The sequence below is a fragment of the Azonexus sp. GW821-FHT04F04 genome (genome assembly GCF_059420025.1).
This window is the reverse complement of record NZ_JBWKSX010000009.1, coordinates 27,048-48,640: the sequence shown is the minus strand read 5'-3', so window position 1 is coordinate 48,640 and position 21,593 is coordinate 27,048. Positions and strand designations below refer to the sequence as shown.

Annotated in this window: 24 protein-coding genes; 17 read left to right on the top strand and 7 right to left on the bottom strand. The window is 60.8% G+C overall.

The window, feature by feature from the left end; genetic code table 11:
* The first annotated feature begins 9 nt into the window (after nt 1-9).
* Nucleotides 10-843, top strand: a complete 834-nt coding sequence (locus AC07TV_RS16675; RefSeq protein WP_494649488.1) for a YihY family inner membrane protein — start codon at nt 10-12, stop codon at nt 841-843.
* Here the strand turns inward: AC07TV_RS16675 and AC07TV_RS16670 are convergent.
* Nucleotides 821-2,329 (bottom strand): cyclic-di-GMP receptor FimW-related protein, encoded by a 1,509-nt coding sequence (locus AC07TV_RS16670; RefSeq protein ID WP_494649487.1) that lies wholly within the window; start codon nt 2,327-2,329, stop codon nt 821-823. The two genes, AC07TV_RS16675 and AC07TV_RS16670, sit on opposite strands and share 23 nt — an antisense overlap.
* A gap of 165 nt (nt 2,330-2,494) precedes the next feature.
* On the opposite strand from AC07TV_RS16670, the gene rpsP reads away from it, so the two are divergent.
* The 4 genes from rpsP to rplS are packed head-to-tail and all read left to right on the top strand — an operon-like array spanning nt 2,495 to nt 4,439.
* Nucleotides 2,495-2,749, top strand: a complete 255-nt coding sequence (rpsP, locus tag AC07TV_RS16665; RefSeq protein WP_494649486.1) for a 30S ribosomal protein S16 — start codon at nt 2,495-2,497, stop codon at nt 2,747-2,749.
* Nucleotides 2,750-2,758: 9 nt separating this feature from the next.
* Nucleotides 2,759-3,271 (top strand): ribosome maturation factor RimM, encoded by a 513-nt coding sequence (gene rimM / locus AC07TV_RS16660; protein WP_494649485.1) that lies wholly within the window; start codon nt 2,759-2,761, stop codon nt 3,269-3,271.
* Nucleotides 3,268-4,032 carry a tRNA (guanosine(37)-N1)-methyltransferase TrmD gene (gene trmD / locus AC07TV_RS16655; RefSeq protein WP_494649484.1) on the top strand — a complete coding sequence of 255 codons (765 nt, stop codon included), beginning with the start codon at nt 3,268-3,270 and terminating at the stop codon, nt 4,030-4,032. The genes rimM and trmD overlap by 4 nt, the downstream gene beginning before the upstream one ends.
* A gap of 26 nt (nt 4,033-4,058) precedes the next feature.
* The gene (rplS, locus tag AC07TV_RS16650; RefSeq protein ID WP_494649483.1) at nt 4,059-4,439 is read left to right on the top strand and encodes a 50S ribosomal protein L19; all 381 of its coding nucleotides are present in this window, start codon (nt 4,059-4,061) and stop codon (nt 4,437-4,439) included.
* 113 nt (nt 4,440-4,552) lie between these two features.
* Here rplS and folE2 read toward each other — a convergent pair whose 3' ends face one another.
* From folE2 to xseB, 4 genes are read right to left on the bottom strand one after another with little or no spacing between them, the layout of a single operon-like run.
* A complete protein-coding gene (gene folE2 / locus AC07TV_RS16645; protein WP_494649482.1) occupies nt 4,553-5,371 on the bottom strand; it encodes a GTP cyclohydrolase FolE2 in 819 nt (272 codons plus the stop codon).
* 18 nt (nt 5,372-5,389) lie between these two features.
* Nucleotides 5,390-7,246 (bottom strand): 1-deoxy-D-xylulose-5-phosphate synthase, encoded by a 1,857-nt coding sequence (gene dxs / locus AC07TV_RS16640; protein WP_494649481.1) that lies wholly within the window; start codon nt 7,244-7,246, stop codon nt 5,390-5,392.
* Entirely contained in the window at nt 7,246-8,139 is an 894-nt protein-coding gene (locus tag AC07TV_RS16635; RefSeq protein WP_494649480.1) for a polyprenyl synthetase family protein, read from the bottom strand. The genes dxs and AC07TV_RS16635 overlap by 1 nt, the downstream gene beginning before the upstream one ends.
* Complete coding sequence (gene xseB / locus AC07TV_RS16630; protein ID WP_494649479.1) at nt 8,136-8,375, bottom strand: exodeoxyribonuclease VII small subunit; 240 nt, start codon at nt 8,373-8,375, stop codon at nt 8,136-8,138. Before xseB ends, AC07TV_RS16635 begins: the two co-directional genes overlap by 4 nt.
* A 105-nt stretch (nt 8,376-8,480) precedes the next feature.
* Between xseB and AC07TV_RS16625 the strand changes: the two genes are divergently transcribed.
* The 5 genes from AC07TV_RS16625 to AC07TV_RS16605 all read left to right on the top strand — a co-directional run bounded on the left by AC07TV_RS16625 (nt 8,481) and on the right by AC07TV_RS16605 (nt 11,985).
* Entirely contained in the window at nt 8,481-9,614 is a 1,134-nt protein-coding gene (locus AC07TV_RS16625) for an aromatic ring-hydroxylating oxygenase subunit alpha (RefSeq protein ID WP_494649478.1), read from the top strand.
* 103 nt (nt 9,615-9,717) lie between these two features.
* Nucleotides 9,718-10,569: a DMT family transporter gene (locus AC07TV_RS16620; protein WP_494649477.1), complete on the top strand. Its 852-nt coding sequence runs from the start codon at nt 9,718-9,720 to the stop codon at nt 10,567-10,569.
* A 36-nt stretch (nt 10,570-10,605) separates the two neighbouring features.
* Nucleotides 10,606-10,947, top strand: coding sequence for a SpoIIAA family protein (locus AC07TV_RS16615; protein WP_494649476.1), 342 nt, complete (start codon nt 10,606-10,608; stop codon nt 10,945-10,947).
* Nucleotides 10,948-10,953: 6 nt separating this feature from the next.
* Nucleotides 10,954-11,793 (top strand): sulfurtransferase, encoded by an 840-nt coding sequence (locus tag AC07TV_RS16610; protein ID WP_494649475.1) that lies wholly within the window; start codon nt 10,954-10,956, stop codon nt 11,791-11,793.
* Between the two features lie 18 nt (nt 11,794-11,811).
* Nucleotides 11,812-11,985: a hypothetical protein gene (locus AC07TV_RS16605; protein ID WP_494649474.1), complete on the top strand. Its 174-nt coding sequence runs from the start codon at nt 11,812-11,814 to the stop codon at nt 11,983-11,985.
* Here the strand turns inward: AC07TV_RS16605 and queG are convergent.
* Entirely contained in the window at nt 11,966-13,012 is a 1,047-nt protein-coding gene (gene queG, locus AC07TV_RS16600; RefSeq protein ID WP_494649473.1) for a tRNA epoxyqueuosine(34) reductase QueG, read from the bottom strand. The two genes, AC07TV_RS16605 and queG, sit on opposite strands and share 20 nt — an antisense overlap.
* Here queG and tsaE point away from each other — a divergent pair.
* Both tsaE and AC07TV_RS16590 read left to right on the top strand, forming a co-directional pair.
* Nucleotides 13,007-13,522, top strand: a complete 516-nt coding sequence (tsaE, locus tag AC07TV_RS16595) for a tRNA (adenosine(37)-N6)-threonylcarbamoyltransferase complex ATPase subunit type 1 TsaE (protein WP_409558009.1) — start codon at nt 13,007-13,009, stop codon at nt 13,520-13,522. The two genes, queG and tsaE, sit on opposite strands and share 6 nt — an antisense overlap.
* Nucleotides 13,456-14,802, top strand: coding sequence for an N-acetylmuramoyl-L-alanine amidase (locus AC07TV_RS16590; RefSeq protein WP_494649472.1), 1,347 nt, complete (start codon nt 13,456-13,458; stop codon nt 14,800-14,802). The genes tsaE and AC07TV_RS16590 overlap by 67 nt, the downstream gene beginning before the upstream one ends.
* Nucleotides 14,803-14,809: 7 nt before the next feature.
* On the opposite strand, the gene AC07TV_RS16585 is transcribed toward AC07TV_RS16590, so the two are convergent.
* Nucleotides 14,810-15,847, bottom strand: a complete 1,038-nt coding sequence (locus AC07TV_RS16585; RefSeq protein WP_494649471.1) for a GGDEF domain-containing protein — start codon at nt 15,845-15,847, stop codon at nt 14,810-14,812.
* 163 nt (nt 15,848-16,010) lie between these two features.
* Between AC07TV_RS16585 and AC07TV_RS16580 the strand changes: the two genes are divergently transcribed.
* Genes AC07TV_RS16580 through ispH form a run of 5 tightly spaced genes read left to right on the top strand, consistent with a single transcriptional unit; the run spans nt 16,011 to nt 21,569 of the window.
* Complete coding sequence (locus AC07TV_RS16580; protein ID WP_494649470.1) at nt 16,011-16,931, top strand: bifunctional riboflavin kinase/FAD synthetase; 921 nt, start codon at nt 16,011-16,013, stop codon at nt 16,929-16,931.
* Between the two features lie 9 nt (nt 16,932-16,940).
* Nucleotides 16,941-19,739, top strand: a complete 2,799-nt coding sequence (ileS, locus tag AC07TV_RS16575) for an isoleucine--tRNA ligase (RefSeq protein WP_494649469.1) — start codon at nt 16,941-16,943, stop codon at nt 19,737-19,739.
* A complete protein-coding gene (gene lspA / locus AC07TV_RS16570) occupies nt 19,732-20,211 on the top strand; it encodes a signal peptidase II (protein ID WP_494649637.1) in 480 nt (159 codons plus the stop codon). The genes ileS and lspA overlap by 8 nt, the downstream gene beginning before the upstream one ends.
* Nucleotides 20,211-20,642, top strand: a complete 432-nt coding sequence (locus AC07TV_RS16565; protein WP_494649468.1) for an FKBP-type peptidyl-prolyl cis-trans isomerase — start codon at nt 20,211-20,213, stop codon at nt 20,640-20,642. Before lspA ends, AC07TV_RS16565 begins: the two co-directional genes overlap by 1 nt.
* Nucleotides 20,643-21,569 (top strand): 4-hydroxy-3-methylbut-2-enyl diphosphate reductase, encoded by a 927-nt coding sequence (ispH, locus tag AC07TV_RS16560; protein ID WP_494649467.1) that lies wholly within the window; start codon nt 20,643-20,645, stop codon nt 21,567-21,569.
* The last annotated feature ends 24 nt before the right edge of the window (nt 21,570-21,593 follow it).

Genomic DNA, 21,593 nt, shown 5'->3' with positions numbered 1-21,593 from the left:
TACGGCCCCATGCAAAACCGCTCCCGATCTCGTCGCAGCCGCCTCAAGCCGCCAAAAAGTGTGAGCATTTTTCGGCGCTTTCACAGCGAGAACATGATGCAGACCAGTTCTGCGCTGGCGTTTACTACCCTGATGGCACTGGTGCCGTTGGTGGCGGTCGTGCTATCGGTTGCCGGTGCCGTTCCGTATCTCGATCTGTTGGCCGAGCGACTCGATTTGTTGATTCGCGAGGCCTTGCTGCCACCCGGCGCGGCCGGCGCCATTGCCGGGAACATCGGCAAATTTTCGCACAAGGCGCAGCGCTTGACGCTGGCCGGGATTGCCATGCTGAGCATTACCGCATTCTTGTTGATGAACACCATTGAGCGGGCGTTCAACCATCTGTGGCAGGTTCAGCCACGCCCGGTGCTGGCCCGACTGCGTTTGTACGCATTCGTAATGGCTGTCTGGCCGTTTGTACTGGGGGCGGTGGCGGGGGCGATGTCGTTTGCCGTGACGACGTCGCTGGGCTGGTTTGACGAGCCGGCCTGGTTCCGTCGCTTTGCCCTGAAGGCAGTAGCCACGGTGTTGCTCGGCCTGTTTTTCTCTTTTCTCTATTACGCGGTACCGAATGCGCCGGTTTCACGGCGCGCAGCATTGACTGGCGGCATCTTCGCTACGCTGGCCTTCTCGGTCATGCAAAAGGTGTTTGAAGTATTTTTGGTCAGTTCGGCCATGCTGAAAAGCATCTACGGCGCCTTTGCCGCCTTCCCGGTCTTTCTGGTCTGGCTGCATCTATCGTGGGCTGTCGTGCTCTTTGGCGGCCTGATCGCCGCCAGCATCAATCGTCCGGCAAAACGCTGAAGATTTCGATGGCACTCGTTTGTTCGTCTAGGCTGGTGGCCTGAACTTCACGAATCTCCAGATTGTCGGCCTCGATCACGACGATGATTCGCCGGGTATTTTCCCTGAGCAGGCCGGCCGGGACTACCAACGATTGCGATGGGCGTAGCGGTGGCGTCGGGGGCAGGATTAGCGCGGCAATGTTGCTCGACTCCAGTGCATAGGTGTGGGTAATTTCCACGGCGGTGGCCTTGGGAGCCAGAATCTGCAGTCCCAATTCGATATGCTCCGGATTTTCCGACACTGCCCAGCGAATGATGCAGACGTGCCATGCCGGCAGTGCCTCGGATTGATCGCCCAGAGTCTGCAGCGCGACAATGTCGCCAACACGCAGGTGCTGGGTTTGGCCCGACATGTGCATCAGCGAATAGCCATCCGGGCTTTCGTTGGTGACCATCCACTCGCTGAGGTCCCCGGGGGGGGCCTGAGACTTCATCAGTTGCCATAGATTACCAAGACCGGAACAGAGGTTGGCGCGATAAGACTGACGACGTCGCGAGAATCGCCGCTTGGTGGGATGGCCCCAGAGCCGGTTTATGCGCAGCAGGGTGCCCGGCCCGGTGTTGGTGTCGGCGAATGAGGGCAGGCCGAGTGTTTTCGCGGGAGTTCCCTGCAAGAGTGCGGTGCGCTGCTTCAATGCGTGCTCGGCGATGGCGTCGCATGAAAAATACAGCACCCGGGCGTCGGGTGATGGGATCCGGCGGATTAGCGCATGGGCGGGGAAGTCCTTGTCGAGGTCGACCCAGAAAATGCCAGTGCTATCGAGCGGGGGGGATTCGAGAAGATCAATGTTCGGGCTGCTGCCGTTGATGAACTGGCTGATAAATTCGAGTTCGGCGGGCGAGAAGGAAGCGGGCTGCGCGGCTGCGGCGAGCAGAATGCCGATGTAAATCTGGCGTATGGTCTGCGTGCCCTGCGGTCCGGGAAACTCTTCAAGGCCGAGGCGCCGTGCCGTGAAAAAGGCTGAATGCAATAGTTGCCAGAGCCCCGCCGATGCTGGCGCCGCTATCAAGTGTGTGATGCGTACTTGCCAGGCGATCGTGTGCATGGCTCGTCGCAGCGAAACGTGTGGCACTCGTGAGGAACCAGGTCCTTCCGGATCGAACAGTTCGGCCAGTGTGTTGAAATAATCCTGCGTCAGCGTTTCAAGCACATCGAGCAGGACGCGAACGCGCTGCCGTTGCTTGCGGGAAATAGGCAGGGTGACATCGTGCAGTCGCGGCAATTCGCCGTTGGCCACCCGTTCCGCCTGACCGTAGAGCAGGTCGAGCAACTTGAGGCGCTGGGCGTTGGGAATGGGCGCTTCGCGCAGTTGCAGAAGCTGGCGATACAGCTGATCAGCGTCTTCAGAGCCGGCTCTTCCGTGCGCCAGAGCCAGCCATTCAAGAATGCTCTTGACATTGGCGTCGGGTGGGGCTGGTGAAAGGGACTCCGGTGGGGTGATCATGGCTTTCGCAGAATAACAAAAATTTACCTTTTCGCCATTGGTGTAGCGCTGTCGACGAAGGCGGGTATTTGGCGCAGCAGTATTTCCCGTTTCCTAAGTGGCTTGTTTTTCCTTGATAAAGCGCTATAATTCCGGGTCTTTTTTCCAGCTAACGAAAGTATTCCCATGGTTGTTATCCGTCTTGCCCGTGGTGGCGCCAAGAAGCGCCCGTTCTACAACATGGTTGTTACCGATTCCCGCAATCGTCGTGATGGCCGTTTCGTTGAGCGTATCGGCTTCTACAACCCGGTAGCTTCCGGCAATGCAGAAGCACTGCGCGTTTCCGTCGATCGCCTGGCCTACTGGCAGAGCAACGGCGCCCAGCTGTCCCCGACTGTTGCCCGTCTGGTCAAGCAACACGCTGCTCAGCAAGCTGTCTAAGTTTTTGTTTTGACCGGCAACGATATCGTCGTACTGGGTCGGCTGGCCGACCCCTACGGGATTCAGGGCTGGCTTTGGTTGTACCCCTTCGGGGATGATCCGCTGGCCTGGGCTGAAATGCCTGTCTGGTGGATCGCCAGAGAAGGCGAACCGTGGCGCGAATGCAGGTTGAAAAGCCTGAAAGCCCACGGTAACGGTGTGGTGGTGCTGTTGGATGGTGTCGCCGATCGTTCTGCCGCTGAATCGATGAAGGGCGTTCTGGTCGGGGCGCCGCGCGAAGCGCTGCCAACGACTGACAAGAATGAGTTTTACTGGACTGATTTGATCGGTCTGGATGTCATCAATACCGCTGACGAGCGGCTCGGCAAGGTGGTCGGGTTGATCGAAACGGGGGCCAATGCCGTTTTGCGCGTCATGGGTGATGACCAAGTCGAGCGTCTTTTGCCGTTTGTTTCGGCTGTGGTGCTGACTGTCGAGAAGGAAGCCGGGCAGATTCGAGTGGAGTGGGGCAGCGACTGGTGATCCGGTTTGACTGCATTACCCTCTTTCCGGAGATGTTCGCAGCGGTAACGGAAAGTGGCATTACCCGGCGGGCGCTGGAAGAGCAGCGCTGGCAGTGGCAAGGCTGGAATCCGCGTGATTTTGCCGAGAATGCCTGGCGACGGGTCGATGATCGTCCTTTCGGGGGCGGGCCGGGCATGCTGATGCAGTCGGGGCCGCTGGAGAAGGCGATTGCGGCGGCCAAGGCGGAGCAGCGCGAGGCCGGGCTGGCGAAGAGCCGGGTCATCTACCTCTCGCCGCAGGGCGCGCCGCTCACCCATGAACGGGTGGTGCAACTGGCGACGGGCGATGAAGGGCTGATCCTTCTTTGTGGTCGTTATGAAGGAATTGATGAGCGGCTGATCGAGCGCTGTGTCGATGAAGAAATTTCGATCGGGGATTTTGTGCTTTCCGGTGGCGAGTTGCCGGCGATGGCCTTGATTGATGCCGTTGTCCGCCAGTTGCCGGGAGTGCTCGGAGATGCCGCTTCGGCGGTGGAAGATTCGTTTGTCGGTGGTCTGCTGGATTGTCCGCACTACACCCGCCCGGAAGTTTATGAGGGCGAGGCGGTGCCGGCGGTTTTGCTTTCAGGAGATCACAAAAAAATTCGTCGCTGGCGGCTCAAACAGTCGCTGGCCCGAACCCGGAAGCGCCGGCCGGATTTACTGGCGCACCGCAGTCTGACCGCGGAAGAAGCGCAACTCCTCACGGAAATCGTCGGAGAGGAGCAATGCGGTGAGTAAGTGTTTATAAAATTTAAGGATCTCACATGAACCTGATTCAACAACTGGAACAAGAAGAAATTGCTCGTCTGGGCAAGACCATTCCTGATTTCGCGCCGGGCGACACCATCGTCGTCCAAGTGAAGGTCAAGGAAGGCAACCGCGAGCGTCTGCAGGCTTACGAAGGCGTTGTTATCGCCAAGCGTAACCGCGGCCTGAACTCTGCTTTCACTGTGCGCAAGATCTCTTCCGGTGAAGGCGTCGAGCGTACTTTCCAGACCTATTCCCCGCTGGTCGCTTCCGTTGAAGTGAAGCGTCGTGGTGATGTCCGCCGCGCCAAGCTGTACTACCTGCGCGAGCGTTCTGGCAAGTCTGCACGTATCAAGGAAAAGCTGGTTCGCAAGGAAAAGCCGGTCGCTGCTGCTTAAGCGGTTTTCCCGGATTGAAAAAGGGCGCCTCGGCGCCCTTTTTTATTGTTCATTTTTGGCTAAAATTTCCGGTTGACCGTGGAGGTCACGATCGTGACCCCCATTCCACCTTGTCAGCCCCCGCTATGCGTGCCGGGATTCTTCTTGTCGTTCTCGATCAGGGCGTAAGCCGAGTGATTGTGGATCGACTCGAAATTCTCGGATTCGACCACGTAGGCATCGACGCGCGGCTCGGCGTTGAGGCGTGCTGCCACGTCGCGGACCATGTCTTCGACGAACTTGGGGTTGTCGTAGGCGCGTTCGGTGACGTACTTTTCGTCCGGGCGCTTGAGCAGGCCGAACAGTTCGCAGGAGGCTTCCTGCTCGACGAGTTGGACGATTTCCTCGATCCACACGAAATCGTTGGTGCGGGCGGTGACGGTGACGTGCGAGCGCTGGTTGTGGGCGCCGTACTCGGAGATTTTCTTGGAACAGGGGCACAGGCTGGTGACCGGCACGACGACCTTGACCGAGGTGGCGATCTCGCCGTGGCAGATGTCGCCGATGAAGGTGACGTCGTAATCCATCAGGCTCTGCACGCCTGAAATCGGCGCCGTCTTGTTGATGAAGTACGGGAAGTTCATCTCGATGTGGCCAGTTTCGGCTTCGAGCTTGGCGACCATGTCGCGCAGCATGACCGGGAAATTCTCGACCGAGATTTCGCGTTCGTGGCTGTTCAGTATCTCCACGAAGCGCGACATGTGCGTGCCCTTGAAATTGTGCGGCAGGCCGACGTACATGTTGAACATGGCGATGGTGTGCTGGACGCCGGTTGATTTGTCCTGGACCTTGATCGGGTGGCGGATGGACTTGATGCCGACCTTGTTGATGGCGATATGGCGCGTGTCGGCGGTGTTCTGGACGTCGGGGATACTGGTGTTCGGGGCGTTCATGGGCTGTTCTTCAATGAATTATTGTGGGGTGGTCCTGGCCCGTACTGCACGTACGATGCCGTCCTTGTCGAGGCCGAGTTCGGCCAGCAATTGTCCTTGTTCGCCGTGATCGATGAAGCGGTCGGGCAGGCCGAGGCGAAGCACCGGCACGTTCAGTCCGCGTTCCGCCAGTACACGCTCGATTTCCGAGCCGGCGCCGCCGATCACAGCGTTTTCTTCGACGCTGACAAGCAGCGAATGGTTCCCGGCCAGTTCGACAATCAGCTCGATATCAAGCGGTTTGACGAAACGCATGTTGGCCACGGTGGCGTCGAGTTCCTCGCCTGCGGCGATGGCGGCCGGCACCAGGCTGCCGAAGGCGAGCAGGGCGACAGCCTTGCCCTGGCGCCGAATTTCGCCCTTGCCGACGGGCAAGGAGTCGAGGCTACAGTGCGGTATTTTGCCGGTGCCGCCGCCACGCGGGTAACGGACCATGCTCGGGCCATCCAGCGAGTAAGCGGTGGACAGCATCTGGCGGCATTCGGCCTCGTCGGCCGGGGCCATGACGACCATGTTCGGGATGCAGGTGACGAAGGACAGGTCAAAGGTGCCGTGGTGCGTCGGTCCATCGGCTCCGACCAGACCGCCACGGTCAACCGCGAAAATCACCGGTAAATTCTGTAGGGCTACGTCGTGCACGAGTTGGTCGTAACCACGCTGCAGGAAGGTCGAATAGATGGCGACGACCGGCTTGAGGCCTTCGCAGGCCAGGCCGGCGGCGAAAGTGACGGCATGCTGCTCGGCGATGCCGACATCGAAATAGCGGTCGGCATGTTCAGCCGAGAAGCGCACCATTCCGGACCCTTCGCGCATGGCCGGGGTAATGGCGACGAGGCGCGAATCGGCCTTAGCCATGTCGCACAGCCAGTCGCCGAAAACCTGCGTGTAGGTCAGCTTGGCCGGACCCTTGGCCGACTGGATGCCATCGCAGGCGGCGAATTTGCCGACGCCGTGGTAAAGAATCGGGTCGTTTTCGGCCAGCTTGTAGCCTTGGCCTTTCTTCGTGATGACGTGCAGGAACTTCGGACCCTTGAGCTTCTTGAGGTTTTCCAGCGTCGGGATCAGGGCGTCGAGGTCGTGGCCGTCGATCGGGCCGTAGTAGTGGAAGCCGAATTCCTCGAACAGTGTGCCCGGGGCAATCATGCCCTTGACGTGCTCTTCGGCGCGGCGCGCCAGTTCGAGCAGCGGCGGGGCGAAGCCGAGCATGTGGCGACCAGCTTCGCGGGCGGCGTTGTAGGTCTTGCTCGAGGTCAGGCGGGTCAGGATGTTGTTGAGCGCGCCGACCGGCGGCGAGATCGACATTTCGTTGTCGTTAAGGATGACCAGCATGTCGGTATCGACGACGCCGGCATTGTTCATGGCTTCGAAGGCCATGCCGGCCGACATCGCGCCGTCGCCGATGATGGCGATGGCCTTGCGGTCCTCACCCTTGTGCTTGGCGGCCAGCGCCATGCCGAGGGCGGCCGAGATCGAGGTCGACGAATGGCCGACGCCGAAGGTGTCGTACGGGCTCTCGGCACGTTTCGGGAAACCGGAGACGCCGCCGTGCATGCGCAGCGTGCTCATGCCTTCGCGACGGCCGGTCAGCACCTTGTGGGCGTAGCACTGGTGGCCGACGTCCCAGACCAGGCGGTCTTCGGGCGTATTGAAGACGGCGTGCAGGGCGATGGTCAGTTCGACCGTGCCGAGGTTGGACGACAGGTGGCCGCCGGTTTTCGATACCGAGTCGATGAGGAAGGCGCGCAGTTCGGTCGCCAGTTGCGGCAATTGCTTGCGGTCCAGGCGGCGCAGGTCGGCCGGGCTGTTGATGCTTTCAAGCAGGCGGGAAGCGGTCATTAGAATTGCCGATGGCAGATGAAGTCGGCCAGTTGGGTCAGCCGGGCTGCCCGTTCACCGAAAATGGAGAGGGCGTCGAGGGCTTCGCTGCGCAGTTCGTCGGCATAGGCGCGGGCTGCTTCGAGGCCGAGCAGGCTGACGTAGGTCGGCTTGGCGGCCGCTTCATCCTTGCCGGCGGTCTTGCCGAGGGTGGCTGTGCTCGCCGTACAGTCGAGGATGTCGTCAACGACCTGGAAGAGCAGGCCGGCGCGCTTGGCGAAGCGGTCGAGATTGGCGCGTTCCTCGGCCGACAGCGGATTTCCGGCCAAGGCGCCGAGCAGCACGGCGGCGCGGATCAGGGCGCCGGTCTTCAGGGCGTGCATGAGCTCCAGTTCGGGCTGGTTGAGCGGTTGGCCGACCGAGGCGAGGTCGATGGCCTGGCCGCCGGCCATGCCGCGCGAACCGCTGGCATGGGCAAGCAGGGCGATCATTTCGAGCTGCTGTTTCGCTTCGCCGATGGGCTGGCTGGCGAGCAGTTCGAAGGCTAGCGTCTGCAGGCTGTCGCCGACGAGCAGGGCAGTCGGTTCGTCGAACTCGACGTGGCAGGTCGGCCGGCCCCGGCGCAGCACGTCGTCGTCCATGCACGGCAGGTCGTCATGGACCAGCGAGTAGGCGTGGATCATTTCGACAGCGCTGGCGACGATGTCCAGCTTGTCCGGCGTGGCGCCGGTCAGTTGGCCTGCCGCATGGGCGAGCAGCGGGCGGACACGCTTGCCACCACCCAGCGAGGCGTAGCGCATGGCGTCGTGCAGGCGGGCGGGGATGCAGTCACTGCCTGGCAGAAAGCGGGCGAGGGCGGATTCGGCGCGGTCCTGGGTGACGGCCATCCATTCGGCAAACGGGGTGGCGCTCATTGAGCCTCCAGCGTCTTGCGGTCGACGTCCTTGAATTCGCCGTTTTCGAGAATGCGGATCTGTTCTTCGGCGTTGGTGAGCTGGGCCTGGCAGTGCTTCATGAGTTCCATGCCGCGCTTGTAGGCGGCAATCGAGGCTTCGAGCTCGAGTTTGCCGCCTTCCATGCTGGAGACGATGTTTTCAAGCTCGGCGAGTGCCGTCTCGAATTTCATGTCGGCGATGGGCTTTGTGGCCATGTTTGAGGCGATCAAGGAAACACGCGAAAATACTCTATCAAGGGGCGCTTGGTCAAATATCGGGGTAAAATACATACCCCTTTTTAACCCCGCTGGAGGCTTGGAATGTCCGACTTGGCGACTCTGTCCCGGTTGGCCCCCGCAGTTTCCCAACTGCCGGTGGACTGGTATTTTGACGAGAAGATTTTTGAGCTGGAGAAGAAGCTCATCTTCGATGCCGGTCCGGGCTATGTCGGCCACCAGCTGATGGTGCCGAATGCCGGGGATTTCCGTTCGCTTGAGTGGAAGGACCACGGCCAGATGCTGCTCAACGGCGGCGGCGCAGGGCCAAACGCCGGCAGCTGGCAGATGTCGAACGTCTGCCGCCATCGCCAGGCGATCATGCTGCAGGGGTCGGGTACGCTGAACGGGCCGATTGTCTGTCCGATTCATCGGTGGACTTACGACCAGGGCGGCGACCTGATCGGCGCGCCGCATTTTCCGCAGAATCCCTGTCTCAACCTGAACAAGGCCAAGCTGGAAAGCTGGAATGGGTTGCTCTTCAAGGGGCCGCGTTCGGCCAATGGCGATCTGGCCGGCATGAAGGTCGCGCCGGAACTCGATTTCACGGGCTACAAGCTAGACCATGTCGAGATGCACGAGTGCAATTACAACTGGAAGACCTTCATCGAGGTCTATCTCGAGGATTACCACGTTGCGCCTTACCACCCGGGCCTTGGCAATTTCGTCACCTGCGACGACCTGACCTGGCAGTTCGGCGACTGGTATTCGGTGCAGCGCGTCGGCATCACCTCGCTGCAGAAATCCGGTTCCAAGGCTTACGAGCGCTGGCAGAAGGCGGTCCTCGATATTTACGGGACGGAAGGCAAGACGCCGGAACATGGCGCCATCTGGCTGACCTATTTCCCGAACATCATGGTCGAGTGGTATCCGCACGTGCTGGTTGTATCGACGCTGATTCCGCAGGGTGTGAACAAGACGCTCAATGTCGTCGAGTTCTATTACCCGGAGGACATCGTCGATTTCGAACGCGATTTCATCGAAGCCGAACGCGCCGCCTACATGGAAACGGCGATCGAGGACGACGACATCGGCGAGCGCATGGACCGCGGTCGCTACGCGCTGATGAAGGAAGGGCGCAGCGAGGTCGGGCCGTATCAAAGCCCGATGGAAGATGGCATGCAGCACTTCCATGAGTTCTATCGACGGATCATGCAGTCGGCCATCGAGACGCGCTGAAATTTCAATTTTGGGCCTTTTTTCGGGTTGACCGTGGAAGGCTGATTTCAAAGGCGGCGGGGTAAAATCCGCCGCCTTTTACATTTTTTAGAGCCACCGTTTCATGCAATCCCTGTGGATGATCGCCGCCAGTTTCCTGTTTGCCTGCATGGGCGTCTGCGTCAAGTTCGCGGCGCAGACCCATTCGGCGGTCGAGATCACTTTTTACCGCAGCTTCATCTCGCTGATCCTGATGTTCGGGCTGGTTCGCCTGAACGGCGTGCCGCTCGCCACGCCACACCTGCGCTGGCAGGTGACGCGTGGCGCCGTCGGCTTCATCGCCCTGTTCGCCTATTTCTACGCCATCACGTTGCTGCCGCTGGCGACGGCCGTGACCCTCAACTACACCTCGGCCATCTTCCTGGCGCTTTACCTCGGCTTCGCCGGCATGCAGCTGCGCAAGGGGATCATGGGGGCACTGGTGCTCGGGCTGGTCGGCGTCGTCATGCTGCTCAAGCCGACCCTGCACGCTGATCAGCTGGTTGGTGGCCTGATAGGCCTGGCCTCCGGCGTCATGGCCGGCATGGCCTATTTCAGCGTGCGCGAACTCGGCGCACGTGGCGAGCCGGAAATGCGCACGGTGTTCTATTTTTCGCTGGTCTCGTCGGTTGGCGCCGGCGCCTGGCTGGTTTTCAGCGACATTCACGCGGTCGACCTCAAAAGCGGCCTACTGCTGCTGGGCGTCGCCGGCTTCGCCACGGTCGCCCAACTTGCCATGACGCGCGCCTACACGCGCGGCAAGACGCTGATGTCGGCGGCACTGGCCTACAGCACGGTCATCTTCTCCAGCCTGTTCGGCATGGCCTTCTGGGGCGAGGTGCTCGATGCCTCGGCGTGGGCGGCAATCGGCCTGATTATTCTGTCAGGCATCGCAGCCACGCACTTTTCCCGCGCCAGCCCGGTCGAACAGGATTAAACTTTCTTCAGACAAAACCAACAACGGAGCAAAACCATGATCGTTATCGACCACCAACCGAGCCGTGTCAGCGTGGCCGTGTTCGGCGAATTCACTTTGGCCGATTACAAGGAGTTTGAGGAAGTCGTCAATTTCAAGGTCAAGTTCGAAGGCCCGGTCGATCTCTGCTTCGACCTGAGCCAGATGGCCGGCCTGACGCTCGATGTGGCCTGGGAGGAAATCAAGTTCTCGCGCGCCCATGCCAACGATTTCAAGCGCGTCGCGGTTGTCACCGACAGCCAGTGGGTGACGTGGAGCGCCTGGCTGTCGCAGACCTTCGTCAATGCCGACGTTGAAGTCTTCGAGAACGTCGACGAGGCGAAGGCCTGGCTGGGCTGATCCGGCATGAGCTTCACGACGCTGGTCGATGTCGCGACGCTGCAGGCGCATGTCGACGACCCCGGTTGGCTGGTCGTCGATGTTCGCCACCAGTTGGCTGATACCGGCTACGGCGAGCGCGTTTACGCCGAGGGCCACATTCCGGGTGCTGTCTTCCTGCATTGCGACCGTGATCTGTCCGGGCCGATGACCGGCTGCAATGGCCGTCATCCGCTACCCGACCCGGAAAAACTGGCGCAACGGCTGGGTGAAGTCGGCATTGGGGCGACGACGCAAGTCGTGGTCTACGACGACGCCCAGGGCATGATTGCCGGCCGTCTGTGGTGGCTGCTGCGCTGGCTTGGGCACGACCGCGTGGCGCTGCTCGATGGCGGACTGCAAGCCTGGCAGGCCGCCGGCGGCACGCTGACCACGGTCGTGCCGACTACGTCGCCGCATGTTTTCATCCCCCTGGCGCAGGATCATCTGGTCGAAGCCGATTACGTACTGGAGCGCATCGAAACGCCCAACATGCATCTGGTCGACGGGCGCGGCCCGGACCGTTTTCGTGGCGAGAACGAAACCATCGATCCGGTCGGCGGCCATATCCCCGGCGCGGTCAATCGTTTTTTCAAGGACAACCTGTTGCCCGATGGCCGTTTCAAGCCGGCGGCCGAACTGCGTGCCGAATGGTTGGCCATCCTCGCCGGTTCGCCGCCCGACCTGGTTGTCCATCAATGTGGCTCGGGCGTTTCCGCCTGCCTCAACATGGTCGCCATGGAAATCGCCGGCCTGCCCGGTTCGCGCCTCTATGCTGGCTCATGGAGCGAGTGGTGTGCCGATGCGGGACGCCCGGTGGCGCGCTGAGCGCATCGCCAAGTGAACATGGAAAGCCCGAAGACCGGCCTCATCCTTCTCGCGCTGGTCGCCATCACCACGGCGTCTGGCGCCTTTCTCGGCTGGACGCTCCGGCCGCCAGTGGCGCCCGTCGAAGTGGCAAAACCGGTTGCTGAAACGCCTGTCGACGCGCCGGCCAGTCTCAGGGTTCCAGCCGAGTAAGCGCCCATTCGACGTGCTCACGGACCAGCTCAGACGCATGGTCCGATTTCATTTTTAGCGCTTTTTTCCGGTCGACCGTGGCAGGTCCGTTGCCGAGCGCCACGGCGATGTTGCGCAGCCAGCGCTCATGCCCGATGCGGCGGATCGGGTTGCCGGCCAGCCGCTCGTTGAATTCCGCTTCCGTCCAGTTGAACAACTCGATCAGCGTCGCCGTATCGAGTCCGTGACGCGGCGAGAACTCCGGGTCACCGAGCTGGGCAAAACGATTCCACGGGCAGCACAGCTGGCAGTCGTCACAGCCGTAAATGCGGTTACCGATCAGCGGGCGGAATTCTTCGGGAATCGGGCCGGCCAGTTCGATGGTCAGGTAGCTGATGCAGCGCCGGGCATCTACCTGATATGGCGCGACGATAGCCTTGGTCGGGCAGGCGTCGAGGCAGGCCGTGCAGGTGCCGCAGTGTTCCTCGACAGGCGCATCTGGCGGCAGCGGCAGGTCGGTGTAGATGTCGCCGAGAAAACGCCAGGAGCCCTCCTTTGAGAGCAGCAGCGTGTGCTTGCCACGCCAGCCAAGGCCGGCCTGACGGGCGAATTCGACTTCCATGACCGGTGCCGAATCGGAAAAGACGCGGTAGCCGAACGGCCCGGTCAGCGCGGAAATCGCATCGGCCAGCTTCTGCAGTCGGCTGCGCACGACCTTGTGGTAATCGCGCCCCTGAGCGTAGCGCGAAATGGCCGCTTGATCTGGTCCTTCGGCCGTTTCGCGGTGTGGCAGGTAGTCGATGACAGCGCTGATTACGGTGATTGTCCCCGGATGCAGTTGCTGCGGGTCGGCGCGCAATTCGGCATGGCGGGCCATATAATCCATCTCGCCGTGGCAACCCGCCGCCAGCCATTCCCGCATTTTTTCGACGGCGGGGCCGGGGTCGGCCTGCGCCACGCCAACGGCCGCAAAGCCGAGTTCCCTGCCAGCCTCGCGGATTTTTTCCTTGAGCGCCGCGTAATTCACCGTGGAGTCCTGATCGTGCATAGCCCCGATGTTACCGCCGTTTTCGAATTGCCCGACGAGGCGGCCACCCAGCGCCTGGGCGAAATGCTGGCGCCATTGCTGCAACCGGGGATGGTCGTTTTCCTCGAAGGCGACCTCGGCGCAGGCAAAACCACGCTGTCGCGCGCGATGATTCGGGCACTTGGCCACACCGGCGCGGTCAAAAGTCCTACCTATTCACTGGTTGAAGTTTACGTAGTTTCGAGCTTATACTTATATCACTTTGATTTTTATCGTTTCGAGTCCCCAGAGGAGTTTCTCGATGCGGGCTTTGATGAATACTTTAATGACACTGCAATCTGTCTGGTCGAATGGCCGGAACGGGCTGCTGGCTGCGTTCCGTCGCCAGACTTGCGGTTGCGTATTCATCATGCAGGTGTCGGGCGTATCCTCGAAGCCGTGGCAGATTCACCGAAAGGGCAGGCATGTCTGAACACGCTCGTCCCAGCCATGGCCGCCGCCAGCTCCTCCGCTACGCCGGCGCCTCGCTGATCCTTTCCGTTACGCCGCTGGCCGGCGCCGCAGCCAGACTGCCGTCCGTCCTCGCCGTACGCGTCTGGCCAGCAGCCGATTACACCCGCGTCACGCTCGAAACTGACGCACCGCTCAAATTCACCCATTTCACCGTTGAGAATCCGGACCGCCTTGTTGTCGACATCGAAGGTGTCGAATTCAACAGCGTCCTCGACAGCCTCGCCCGCAAGGTCGCCACCGACGACCCGAACATCAAGCTGCTGCGCGCCGGTCGCTTCAAGCCGGGTGTTGTTCGTCTGGTCATGGAACTCAAGGGCAAGGTCAGTCCGCAGGTGTTCACGCTCGAGCCGGCCGGTGAATACGGCCGCCGCCTGGTGCTCGATGTCTATCCGGTCAATCCGCCCGACCCGATGATGGCGCTGCTCGAAGGCCGCAAGGATGGCGTCGAGCCGCTCAAGAACGAGCAGGATTTCCAGATTGCCGAAAAGCGGCCGGATGAAACCGTCGCCAGGAAGTCCGAAAAACCGATTGAAGCGCCAGAAATCCAGACCAGCAAGAAATCCGGCAAACCGATTGTCGACCGTCTGGTCACCATCACGCTCGACCCCGGCCACGGCGGTGAAGACCCCGGTGCGGTCGGCAGGGCCGGCACCTACGAAAAGAACGTCACCCTCGAAGTCGCCCGTCGCCTCAAGGCGCGCATCGATGCAGAGCCGAACATGCGCGCCGTACTGACCCGCGATTCCGATTTCTTCGTGCCGCTGCAGATGCGGGTCCAGAAGGCCCGGCGCATCCAGTCCGACCTCTTCCTGTCGATTCACGCCGATGCCTGGATCAAGCCGGATGCGCGCGGTTCATCAGTCTTCGTGCTGTCCGAAAAGGGTGCCTCCAGCACGCAGGCCCGCCTGCTGGCCCAGAAGGAAAATCAGGCCGACCTGATCGGCGGCGTCAATATCGGCAGCAAGGATCTCTTTCTGGCCCGCACGCTGCTCGACCTGTCGCAGACCGGCACCATCAACGACAGCCTGAAATTGGGCAAATACCTGCTCGGCGAACTGGGTTCGATCAATACGCTGCACAAGGCCCACGTTGAACAGGCCGGCTTTGCCGTGCTCAAGGCTCCGGATATTCCATCAGCACTGATTGAAACGGCTTTCATCTCCAATCCGGAGGAAGAAGCCAGGCTCAACGACGATGCCTATCAGGAAAAACTGGCCGGGGCGATTGTCCGCGGCATCCGGCAATACTTCATCAAGCATCCGCCCGGGCCGAAGGCTAAACTGGCCTTGCTCGGTTAGTTGCCAGCTAGAACAGCTCGACTTCGCCCTTGGCGATTTCCTTGGCGGCCACGTCGCCTGAGGCAACCAGCTTTTCATAGCAGTCCACCCGGTTTCGGCCATTGCGTTTGGCGAAATAAAGCGCCTCGTCGGCCCGGTCGATGACGTCCGTTGGCGTGTCGTTGGGCATCAGTGCACTGAAACCGATACTGACGGTAATGCGGCCAACCCGGCTGAACAGCTGTTTTTCAACATTGGTGCGGAAGCGTTCCAGCGTTGCCAGGGCGAACTGCTCATCAGTTGGCTGGAGCAGGGCGATGAACTCCTCGCCGCCGAAACGGAACAGCTGGTCATCAAAGCGGAAGGACTGGCGCATTTCCTGAGCCAGCATGATCAGTACTTCGTCACCGATCAGGTGGCCGAAGTTGTCATTGACCTGTTTGAAGTGGTCGATGTCGCAGACGGCCAGCCAGTGGCTGCTGCTGGGCGTACCGCGCCGCCGGCTCTCGGGGCCGCCGAGCAGCTCGTCGCTGGCAGCCTTGCCGAGCAGTTCAAAAAGATGCTTGTCGAAAGTCTTGCGGCTGGCCAGCCCCGTCAGGGTGTCGGCCTCGCCATAATCAAGTAGCGCAATGTGGTTGCCAAAGTACTCAATCAGGCCCATCAGCGTCACGCGATGGTCAGCTGAGAATTCGTCGGTGAGGGTGAGTTCGATCAGGTAGATCGGTTCATTGAGGCGGAGAACCGGAAAAACGATGCGGTGCGAGCCGTCGTCGAGAAAATCGATAACGGCTGAGAGTTCCTTGCGGCAACGGTTGAGTAGCGCGTCGCGCTCGATCGGCTGGCAGAAGCGGTGGTCCGGCAGGTAAGCGTTGCGCAGGAACTGGCCGTTCGGGCCGTAGCCGGCACAGGCAAAGACCATTGCCTTTTTGTTCCCCACGTAGCAGCGGTAGATGGTCAGGTTCTGCGGGTGAAAAAGGTTGATCAAGGTATCAACCATGGCCGAATTGATTTCGGTGCGGTCTCGTCGCGCCGAAATTCGGACTACATGGCTGATCAATTCGAGCATGAGTTTGGGAGAGGGGTGATTTTGTTAAACTCATTAATTATAGCGAAAAGGAGTCGCCACTGTTTTGGCATGTGCCGCGTGCTGGCCGACGCAAAGCTATCCGCCGGTATCCGAAGGGTGGCTTAAATCGTTATAATTCAACGTTTTTCCTGCCAATTTACTTATGCGCGTTTTTCGCGGTTATTCGCGTCCCGTTCCTGCTCCGGTTGTACTCGCCATCGGCAATTTCGATGGCGTCCACCTCGGGCATGCGGCGCTGGTCAAACACTTGGCTCAAGTGGCCATCGAGTGCCAGTTGGCGCCTACGGTGCTGACCTTCGAACCGCATCCGCGCGAATTTTTTGCGCCGGACTCGGCGCCGGCGCGGTTGACGACGCTGCGCGAAAAACTTGAATTGCTCGGCGAGTGTGGCGTTCGTCAGGCGGTGATTTGCCCGTTCAACGCGGCGTTTGCCGCCCTGTCGGCCGACGAGTTTGTCGAGCAGGTCCTGGTGCGCGGGTGCCAGGTCCGCCATTTGATCATCGGCGACGATTTCCGTTTTGGTCGCGGGCGTACCGGCGATTTTGCCCTGTTGCAGGACGCCGGGCGGCGTTTCGGCTTCGCCGTCGAGGCGATGGGCAGCGTGCTGGCCGATGGCGAGCGTGTCTCCAGTTCGGCTGTTCGTCGGGCATTGCTGGCCGGCGACATGGAACATGCGGCGCGCCTGCTGGGTCGCCCCTATATCATCGACGGTCAGGTGTCGCATGGCCAGAAGCTCGGCCGGCAGATCGGTTTTGCGACGGCCAACCTGCGTATCAAGCACAATCCGTTGCCGATGACCGGCGTCTTCGCCGTCGAGGTCAGCGGTCTGGGTGACAAACCCCTGCCTGGCGTTGCCAATCTCGGGGTCCGGCCAACGGTGGGGGGCACCCGGCCCTTGCTGGAAGTTCATCTCTTCGATTTCGATCGTGATATTTATGGGGCGCACATGTCGGTGCGTTTCGTCCATAAGTTGCGCGACGAACAACGTTTTCCCAATATTGACGCCCTCAAGGCGCAGATCGCGGCGGATGCCGCGGCTGCCCGGGCTTTTTTCGAGTTGTGAGCACGCAAAATGGCTGATTACAAAGACACCCTGAACCTGCCTGATACGGCTTTCCCGATGCGCGGCGATCTGCCCAAGCGCGAACCGCAATGGGTCGCCCAGTGGCAGGAGAAAAAACTCTACCAGCGCATCCGCGAGATCAGTGCCGGGCGTCCGCGTTTCGTGCTGCACGATGGCCCGCCCTACGCCAACGGCGACATTCACATCGGTCATGCGGTCAACAAGGTGCTCAAGGACATCATCGTCCGCTCGAAAACGCTGTCCGGTTTCGATGCGCCCTACGTGCCGGGCTGGGACTGCCACGGCTTGCCCATCGAGCACCAGATCGAGAAGCTTCACGGCAAGGCCATCCCGGCCGACAAGGTGCGCGAACTGTCGCGTGCCTATGCCGCTGAACAGGTCGAGCGCCAGAAGAAGGATTTCATCCGTCTCGGCGTGCTTGGCGATTGGGACAATCCTTACCTGACCATGAATTTCGCCGCTGAAGCCGGCGAAATCCGCGCCCTCGGCAAAATTCTCGAACGCGGCTACCTGTACCAGGGTCTGAAGCCGGTGAACTGGTGTCTGGATTGCGGTTCGGCGTTGGCCGAAGCCGAGGTCGAGCACGAGGACAAGACCTCGCCGGCCATCGACGTCGCTTTCGAAGTGCATGAAAACCACGCCACCAAGCTAGCCGCGGCTTTCGGCCTGACGCATCTGCGCGGCCCGGCCTTCGCCGTGATCTGGACGACGACGCCATGGACGCTGCCGGCCAACGAAGCGGTCAGCGTGCATCCGGAACTGACCTACGACCTCGTCGAGACGGCGAAGGGTGCGCTGATCCTGGTGCACGAACTGGCCGAATCGGCGCTCAAGCGCTACGAACTCGAAGGCACGGTGATCGCCTCGACGACTGGTGACAAGCTCGACCAGATCCTGCTCAAGCACCCCTTCCAGCCGCGCGATGTCGCCATCATCTGTGGCAAGCATGTCACCACCGAGGCCGGTACCGGCCTGGTGCACACCGCGCCGGCGCATGGCGTGGACGACTACAACGTTGGCCGCCAGTACGGTTTGCCGGTGAACAACCCGGTCGGCAACGACGGCCGCTTCATTTCGACCGTTCCGGCGCTGTCGACCGGCGAGCTGGCCGGCAAGACGGTCTGGGAAGCCAATCCGCTGGTGCTCGCCGAACTGGCCGCCAGCGGTCGACTACTGCACGAAGAGAAAATCCGCCACAGCTATCCGCATTGCTGGCGCCACAAGACGCCGATCATCTTCCGCGCCACGACGCAGTGGTTCATCGGCATGGACCGCAAGCAGGACGAGAATGCGCCGACCCTGCGCTGGATCGCCGAGCGCGCCGTCGATGAAACCCAGTTCTTCCCGGCCTGGGGCCGTGCCCGCCTGGAAGGCATGATGAAGACCCGCCCGGACTGGTGCGTCTCGCGCCAGCGCAACTGGGGCGTGCCGATCCCCTTCTTCCTGCACAAGGAAACCGGCCAGCCGCATCCGCGCACGGCCGAACTGGTCGAGCTGGTTGCCCAGCGCGTCGAGAAGGCCGGCATCGAAGCCTGGTTCAGCCTGGATGCGGCCGAACTGCTCGGCGCCGAGGCTGATCAGTACGTCAAGATGAAGGACACGCTGGACGTCTGGTTCGACTCCGGCACGACGCACTGGCATGTGCTGCGCGGCACGCATGCGGCCGACCTCGCCTATGTCGCCGATCTTTACCTCGAAGGTTCCGACCAGCATCGCGGCTGGTTCCAGTCCTCGCTGCTCTCCGGTTGTGCCATCGACGGTCGCGCTCCTTACAAGGCGCTGCTGACGCACGGCTTCGTCGTTGACGGCAAGGGCCACAAGATGTCCAAGTCCAAGGGCAACGTCATCGCGCCGCAGCAGGTGTCCGACAAGATGGGCGCCGACATCCTGCGTCTGTGGACGGCTTCTACCGATTATTCAGGCGAACTGACCATTTCCGACGAAATCCTCAAGCGCGTTGTCGAAGGCTATCGCCGCATCCGCAACACGCTGCGCTTCCTGCTCGCCAATGTTTCCGATTTCGACGCCAATGCCGACATGCTGCCGGTTGAGCAGTGGCTGGAAATCGACCGCTACGCGCTGGCCCTGACCCGTGAATTGCAGGAAAACTGTCGCGTCGACTACGACAAGTACGAATTCCACCGCGTCGTGCAGGCAGTGCAGACTTTCTGTTCGGAAGATCTCGGTGGTTTCTACCTCGACATCCTCAAGGACCGCCTGTACACGACGGCGCCGAAGTCGGTGGCGCGTCGCTCCGCCCAGTCCGCGCTGTGGCATATCACGCAGGCTTTCGTTCGCCTGTTGGCGCCGATCACTGCCTTCACGGCTGAAGAGGTCTGGCAGGTACTGACCGGCAAGGACGATGACTCGGTGATGTTCCAGCAATGGCACGAGTTGCCGGCGCAGGCCGGCGAGGGCGATCTGCTCGCCAAGTGGGCATTGATCCGCACGGCGCGCGCCGACGTGACCAAGGCGCTCGAAGCGCAGCGCGAAGCCGGCAAGATCGGCTCGGCGCTGCAGGCGGCGGTCGAAATCCATTGTGCCGGGGAGAAGTTCGATGCCCTGGCCTCGCTCGGCGACGATTTGAAATTTGTGCTGATTTGCTCGTCGACCGTGGCAATCCGCGACGAAAACGAACAAGTCATCGCCACACCGCTCGAACACGCCAAGTGCGAGCGCTGCTGGCACGTCCGTGAGGATGTCGGAGCTCACGCCGAACATCCGGGACTGTGTGGTCGCTGCGTCAGCAACCTGCATGGTGACGGCGAGGCGCGTGCGTATGCCTAGTGCCGGGCGCTGGTACGCGCTGGCCGGGCTGGTCGTTGTTCTCGACCAGCTCAGCAAGTGGCTGGTACTCGAGAACATCGGCTTCGGTGAAACGATTTACGTCGCGCCGTTCTGGAATTGGGTACTGACTTTCAACCCCGGCGCCGCCTTTAGCTTCCTGGCCGACCAACCCGGCTGGCAGCGCTGGCTATTCACGGCTCTGGCGCTCGGTGTTTCCGGCTGGATCGCTTACATGCTCCGCCAGCATCCGCAGCAAAAGCTGCTGTCGCTCGCCCTGACTCTGGTCATGGGAGGCGCACTGGGCAACGTGATCGATCGGGTCCGTTTTGGCGCCGTCGTTGATTTTGTCCAGTGGCATGTCGCCGGCTATTACTGGCCAGCTTTCAATGTTGCCGATTCCGCCATCACGCTTGGCGCGGTTCTTCTCGTAATCGAGCAGTTGACCGCAACCAACAAAAAAGAGATTTCCTGATGACCGCCACCGTCCGTTCCGACAGTTTTCTGACCCTGCATTACCGCATCAATGCGCTAGATGGCGAAGAGTTCCTGTCCACCTTCGACATGAGCCCGGCTACGCTGCAAATGGGTAGCGGCCAGCTGGCCGAGAACCTTGAGTCGGTGCTGATCGGCCTGCCGGCGCATGAAAGATTCGTCTTCGAACTCGAACCCGCCCAAGCCTTCGGCATGCACAACGACCGCCTCGTCGAACGCATCGCCCTGAGCGGATTGCCGGCCGGCGTGGAACTCAAGGAGAATTCCGTCGTCGAATTCACTGCCCCTAACGGTGGCACCTTTGCCGGCTTCCTGCGCGAGCTCGATGCCACGCACGCCTTGTTCGACTTCAATCACCCGATGGCCGGAAAAACGATCCGCTTCGAGGTGGAAATCATCGGAATCATGTAAATGCAAGTCATCCTCGCCAACCCCCGCGGCTTCTGCGCCGGCGTCGAACGTGCCATCGCCATCGTCGAGCGCGCTCTGGAAAAATTCGGGGCACCGATCTACGTCCGTCACGAAGTCGTACACAACAAGTTCGTCTGCGACGACCTGCGCTCGAAGGGCGCAGTATTTATCGAGGAATTGAGCGAGGTTCCATCAGGCAGTACAGTTATTTTCAGCGCTCATGGCGTTTCCAAGGCCGTTCGCGCCGAAGCCGAAGAGCGTGGCCTCAAAGTGTTTGACGCGACCTGTCCGCTGGTCACCAAGGTGCATGTAGAAGTTGGCAAAATGCGCAACCAGACCCGCGAAGTCGTCATGATTGGCCACAAGGGTCACCCAGAAGTTGAAGGGACGATGGGGCAGAGTAGCGGCGGCATGTATCTCGTTGAAACGGTTGAGGATGTTGCGACCTTGAAGGTCAAGCACCCCGATCAACTTTCCTTCGTCACCCAGACTACGTTATCGGTCGATGATGCAACAATCGTTATTGATGCTCTGAAGGCCAGCTTTCCGGAAATCCAGGGGCCGAAAAAAGATGACATCTGCTACGCCACCCAGAATCGACAAGATGCTGTCAAAGCACTAGCGGATGTATGTGATCTGGTCATCGTGGTGGGTAGTCAAAACAGCTCGAACTCACGGCGGCTCAAAGAGGTGGCGATCGCTCGGGGCGTAGAGGGAATCCTCATTGATGGTCCCGATGAAATCGATGAGGCATGGTTCTTAGGAAAGAGTCGGATTGGTGTGACTGCAGGAGCCTCTGCTCCCGAAATTCTCGTTTCTCAAGTAGTCGACCGCATCAGGATATCTGGTCTTGCTCCTGTGCCCGTAGTTCAATTCGATGGGGAAAAGGAAGGCGTTTCCTTTCCTTTGCCAAGGGAGCTGGCCTAAGTTCGTCTCTGTCGCTGGAGCTAA

Bases quoted from the DNA above. Each gene is read 5' to 3' on its own strand.
- AC07TV_RS16675 (WP_494649488.1), top strand. From the start codon at position 10: ATGCAAAACCGCTCCCGATCTCGTCGCAGCCGCCTCAAGCCGCCAAAA.
- AC07TV_RS16670 (WP_494649487.1), bottom strand. From the start codon at position 2,329: ATGATCACCCCACCGGAGTCCCTTTCACCAGCCCCACCCGACGCCAAT.
- rpsP (WP_494649486.1), top strand. From the start codon at position 2,495: ATGGTTGTTATCCGTCTTGCCCGTGGTGGCGCCAAGAAGCGCCCGTTC.
- rplS (WP_494649483.1), top strand. From the start codon at position 4,059: ATGAACCTGATTCAACAACTGGAACAAGAAGAAATTGCTCGTCTGGGC.
- folE2 (WP_494649482.1), bottom strand. From the start codon at position 5,371: ATGAACGCCCCGAACACCAGTATCCCCGACGTCCAGAACACCGCCGAC.
- dxs (WP_494649481.1), bottom strand. From the start codon at position 7,246: ATGACCGCTTCCCGCCTGCTTGAAAGCATCAACAGCCCGGCCGACCTG.
- AC07TV_RS16635 (WP_494649480.1), bottom strand. From the start codon at position 8,139: ATGAGCGCCACCCCGTTTGCCGAATGGATGGCCGTCACCCAGGACCGC.
- xseB (WP_494649479.1), bottom strand. From the start codon at position 8,375: ATGGCCACAAAGCCCATCGCCGACATGAAATTCGAGACGGCACTCGCC.
- AC07TV_RS16625 (WP_494649478.1), top strand. From the start codon at position 8,481: ATGTCCGACTTGGCGACTCTGTCCCGGTTGGCCCCCGCAGTTTCCCAA.
- AC07TV_RS16620 (WP_494649477.1), top strand. From the start codon at position 9,718: ATGCAATCCCTGTGGATGATCGCCGCCAGTTTCCTGTTTGCCTGCATG.
- AC07TV_RS16615 (WP_494649476.1), top strand. From the start codon at position 10,606: ATGATCGTTATCGACCACCAACCGAGCCGTGTCAGCGTGGCCGTGTTC.
- AC07TV_RS16610 (WP_494649475.1), top strand. From the start codon at position 10,954: ATGAGCTTCACGACGCTGGTCGATGTCGCGACGCTGCAGGCGCATGTC.
- AC07TV_RS16605 (WP_494649474.1), top strand. From the start codon at position 11,812: ATGGAAAGCCCGAAGACCGGCCTCATCCTTCTCGCGCTGGTCGCCATC.
- queG (WP_494649473.1), bottom strand. From the start codon at position 13,012: ATGCACGATCAGGACTCCACGGTGAATTACGCGGCGCTCAAGGAAAAA.
- AC07TV_RS16590 (WP_494649472.1), top strand. From the start codon at position 13,456: ATGTCTGAACACGCTCGTCCCAGCCATGGCCGCCGCCAGCTCCTCCGC.
- AC07TV_RS16585 (WP_494649471.1), bottom strand. From the start codon at position 15,847: ATGCTCGAATTGATCAGCCATGTAGTCCGAATTTCGGCGCGACGAGAC.
- AC07TV_RS16580 (WP_494649470.1), top strand. From the start codon at position 16,011: ATGCGCGTTTTTCGCGGTTATTCGCGTCCCGTTCCTGCTCCGGTTGTA.
- ileS (WP_494649469.1), top strand. From the start codon at position 16,941: ATGGCTGATTACAAAGACACCCTGAACCTGCCTGATACGGCTTTCCCG.
- lspA (WP_494649637.1), top strand. From the start codon at position 19,732: ATGCCTAGTGCCGGGCGCTGGTACGCGCTGGCCGGGCTGGTCGTTGTT.
- AC07TV_RS16565 (WP_494649468.1), top strand. From the start codon at position 20,211: ATGACCGCCACCGTCCGTTCCGACAGTTTTCTGACCCTGCATTACCGC.
- ispH (WP_494649467.1), top strand. From the start codon at position 20,643: ATGCAAGTCATCCTCGCCAACCCCCGCGGCTTCTGCGCCGGCGTCGAA.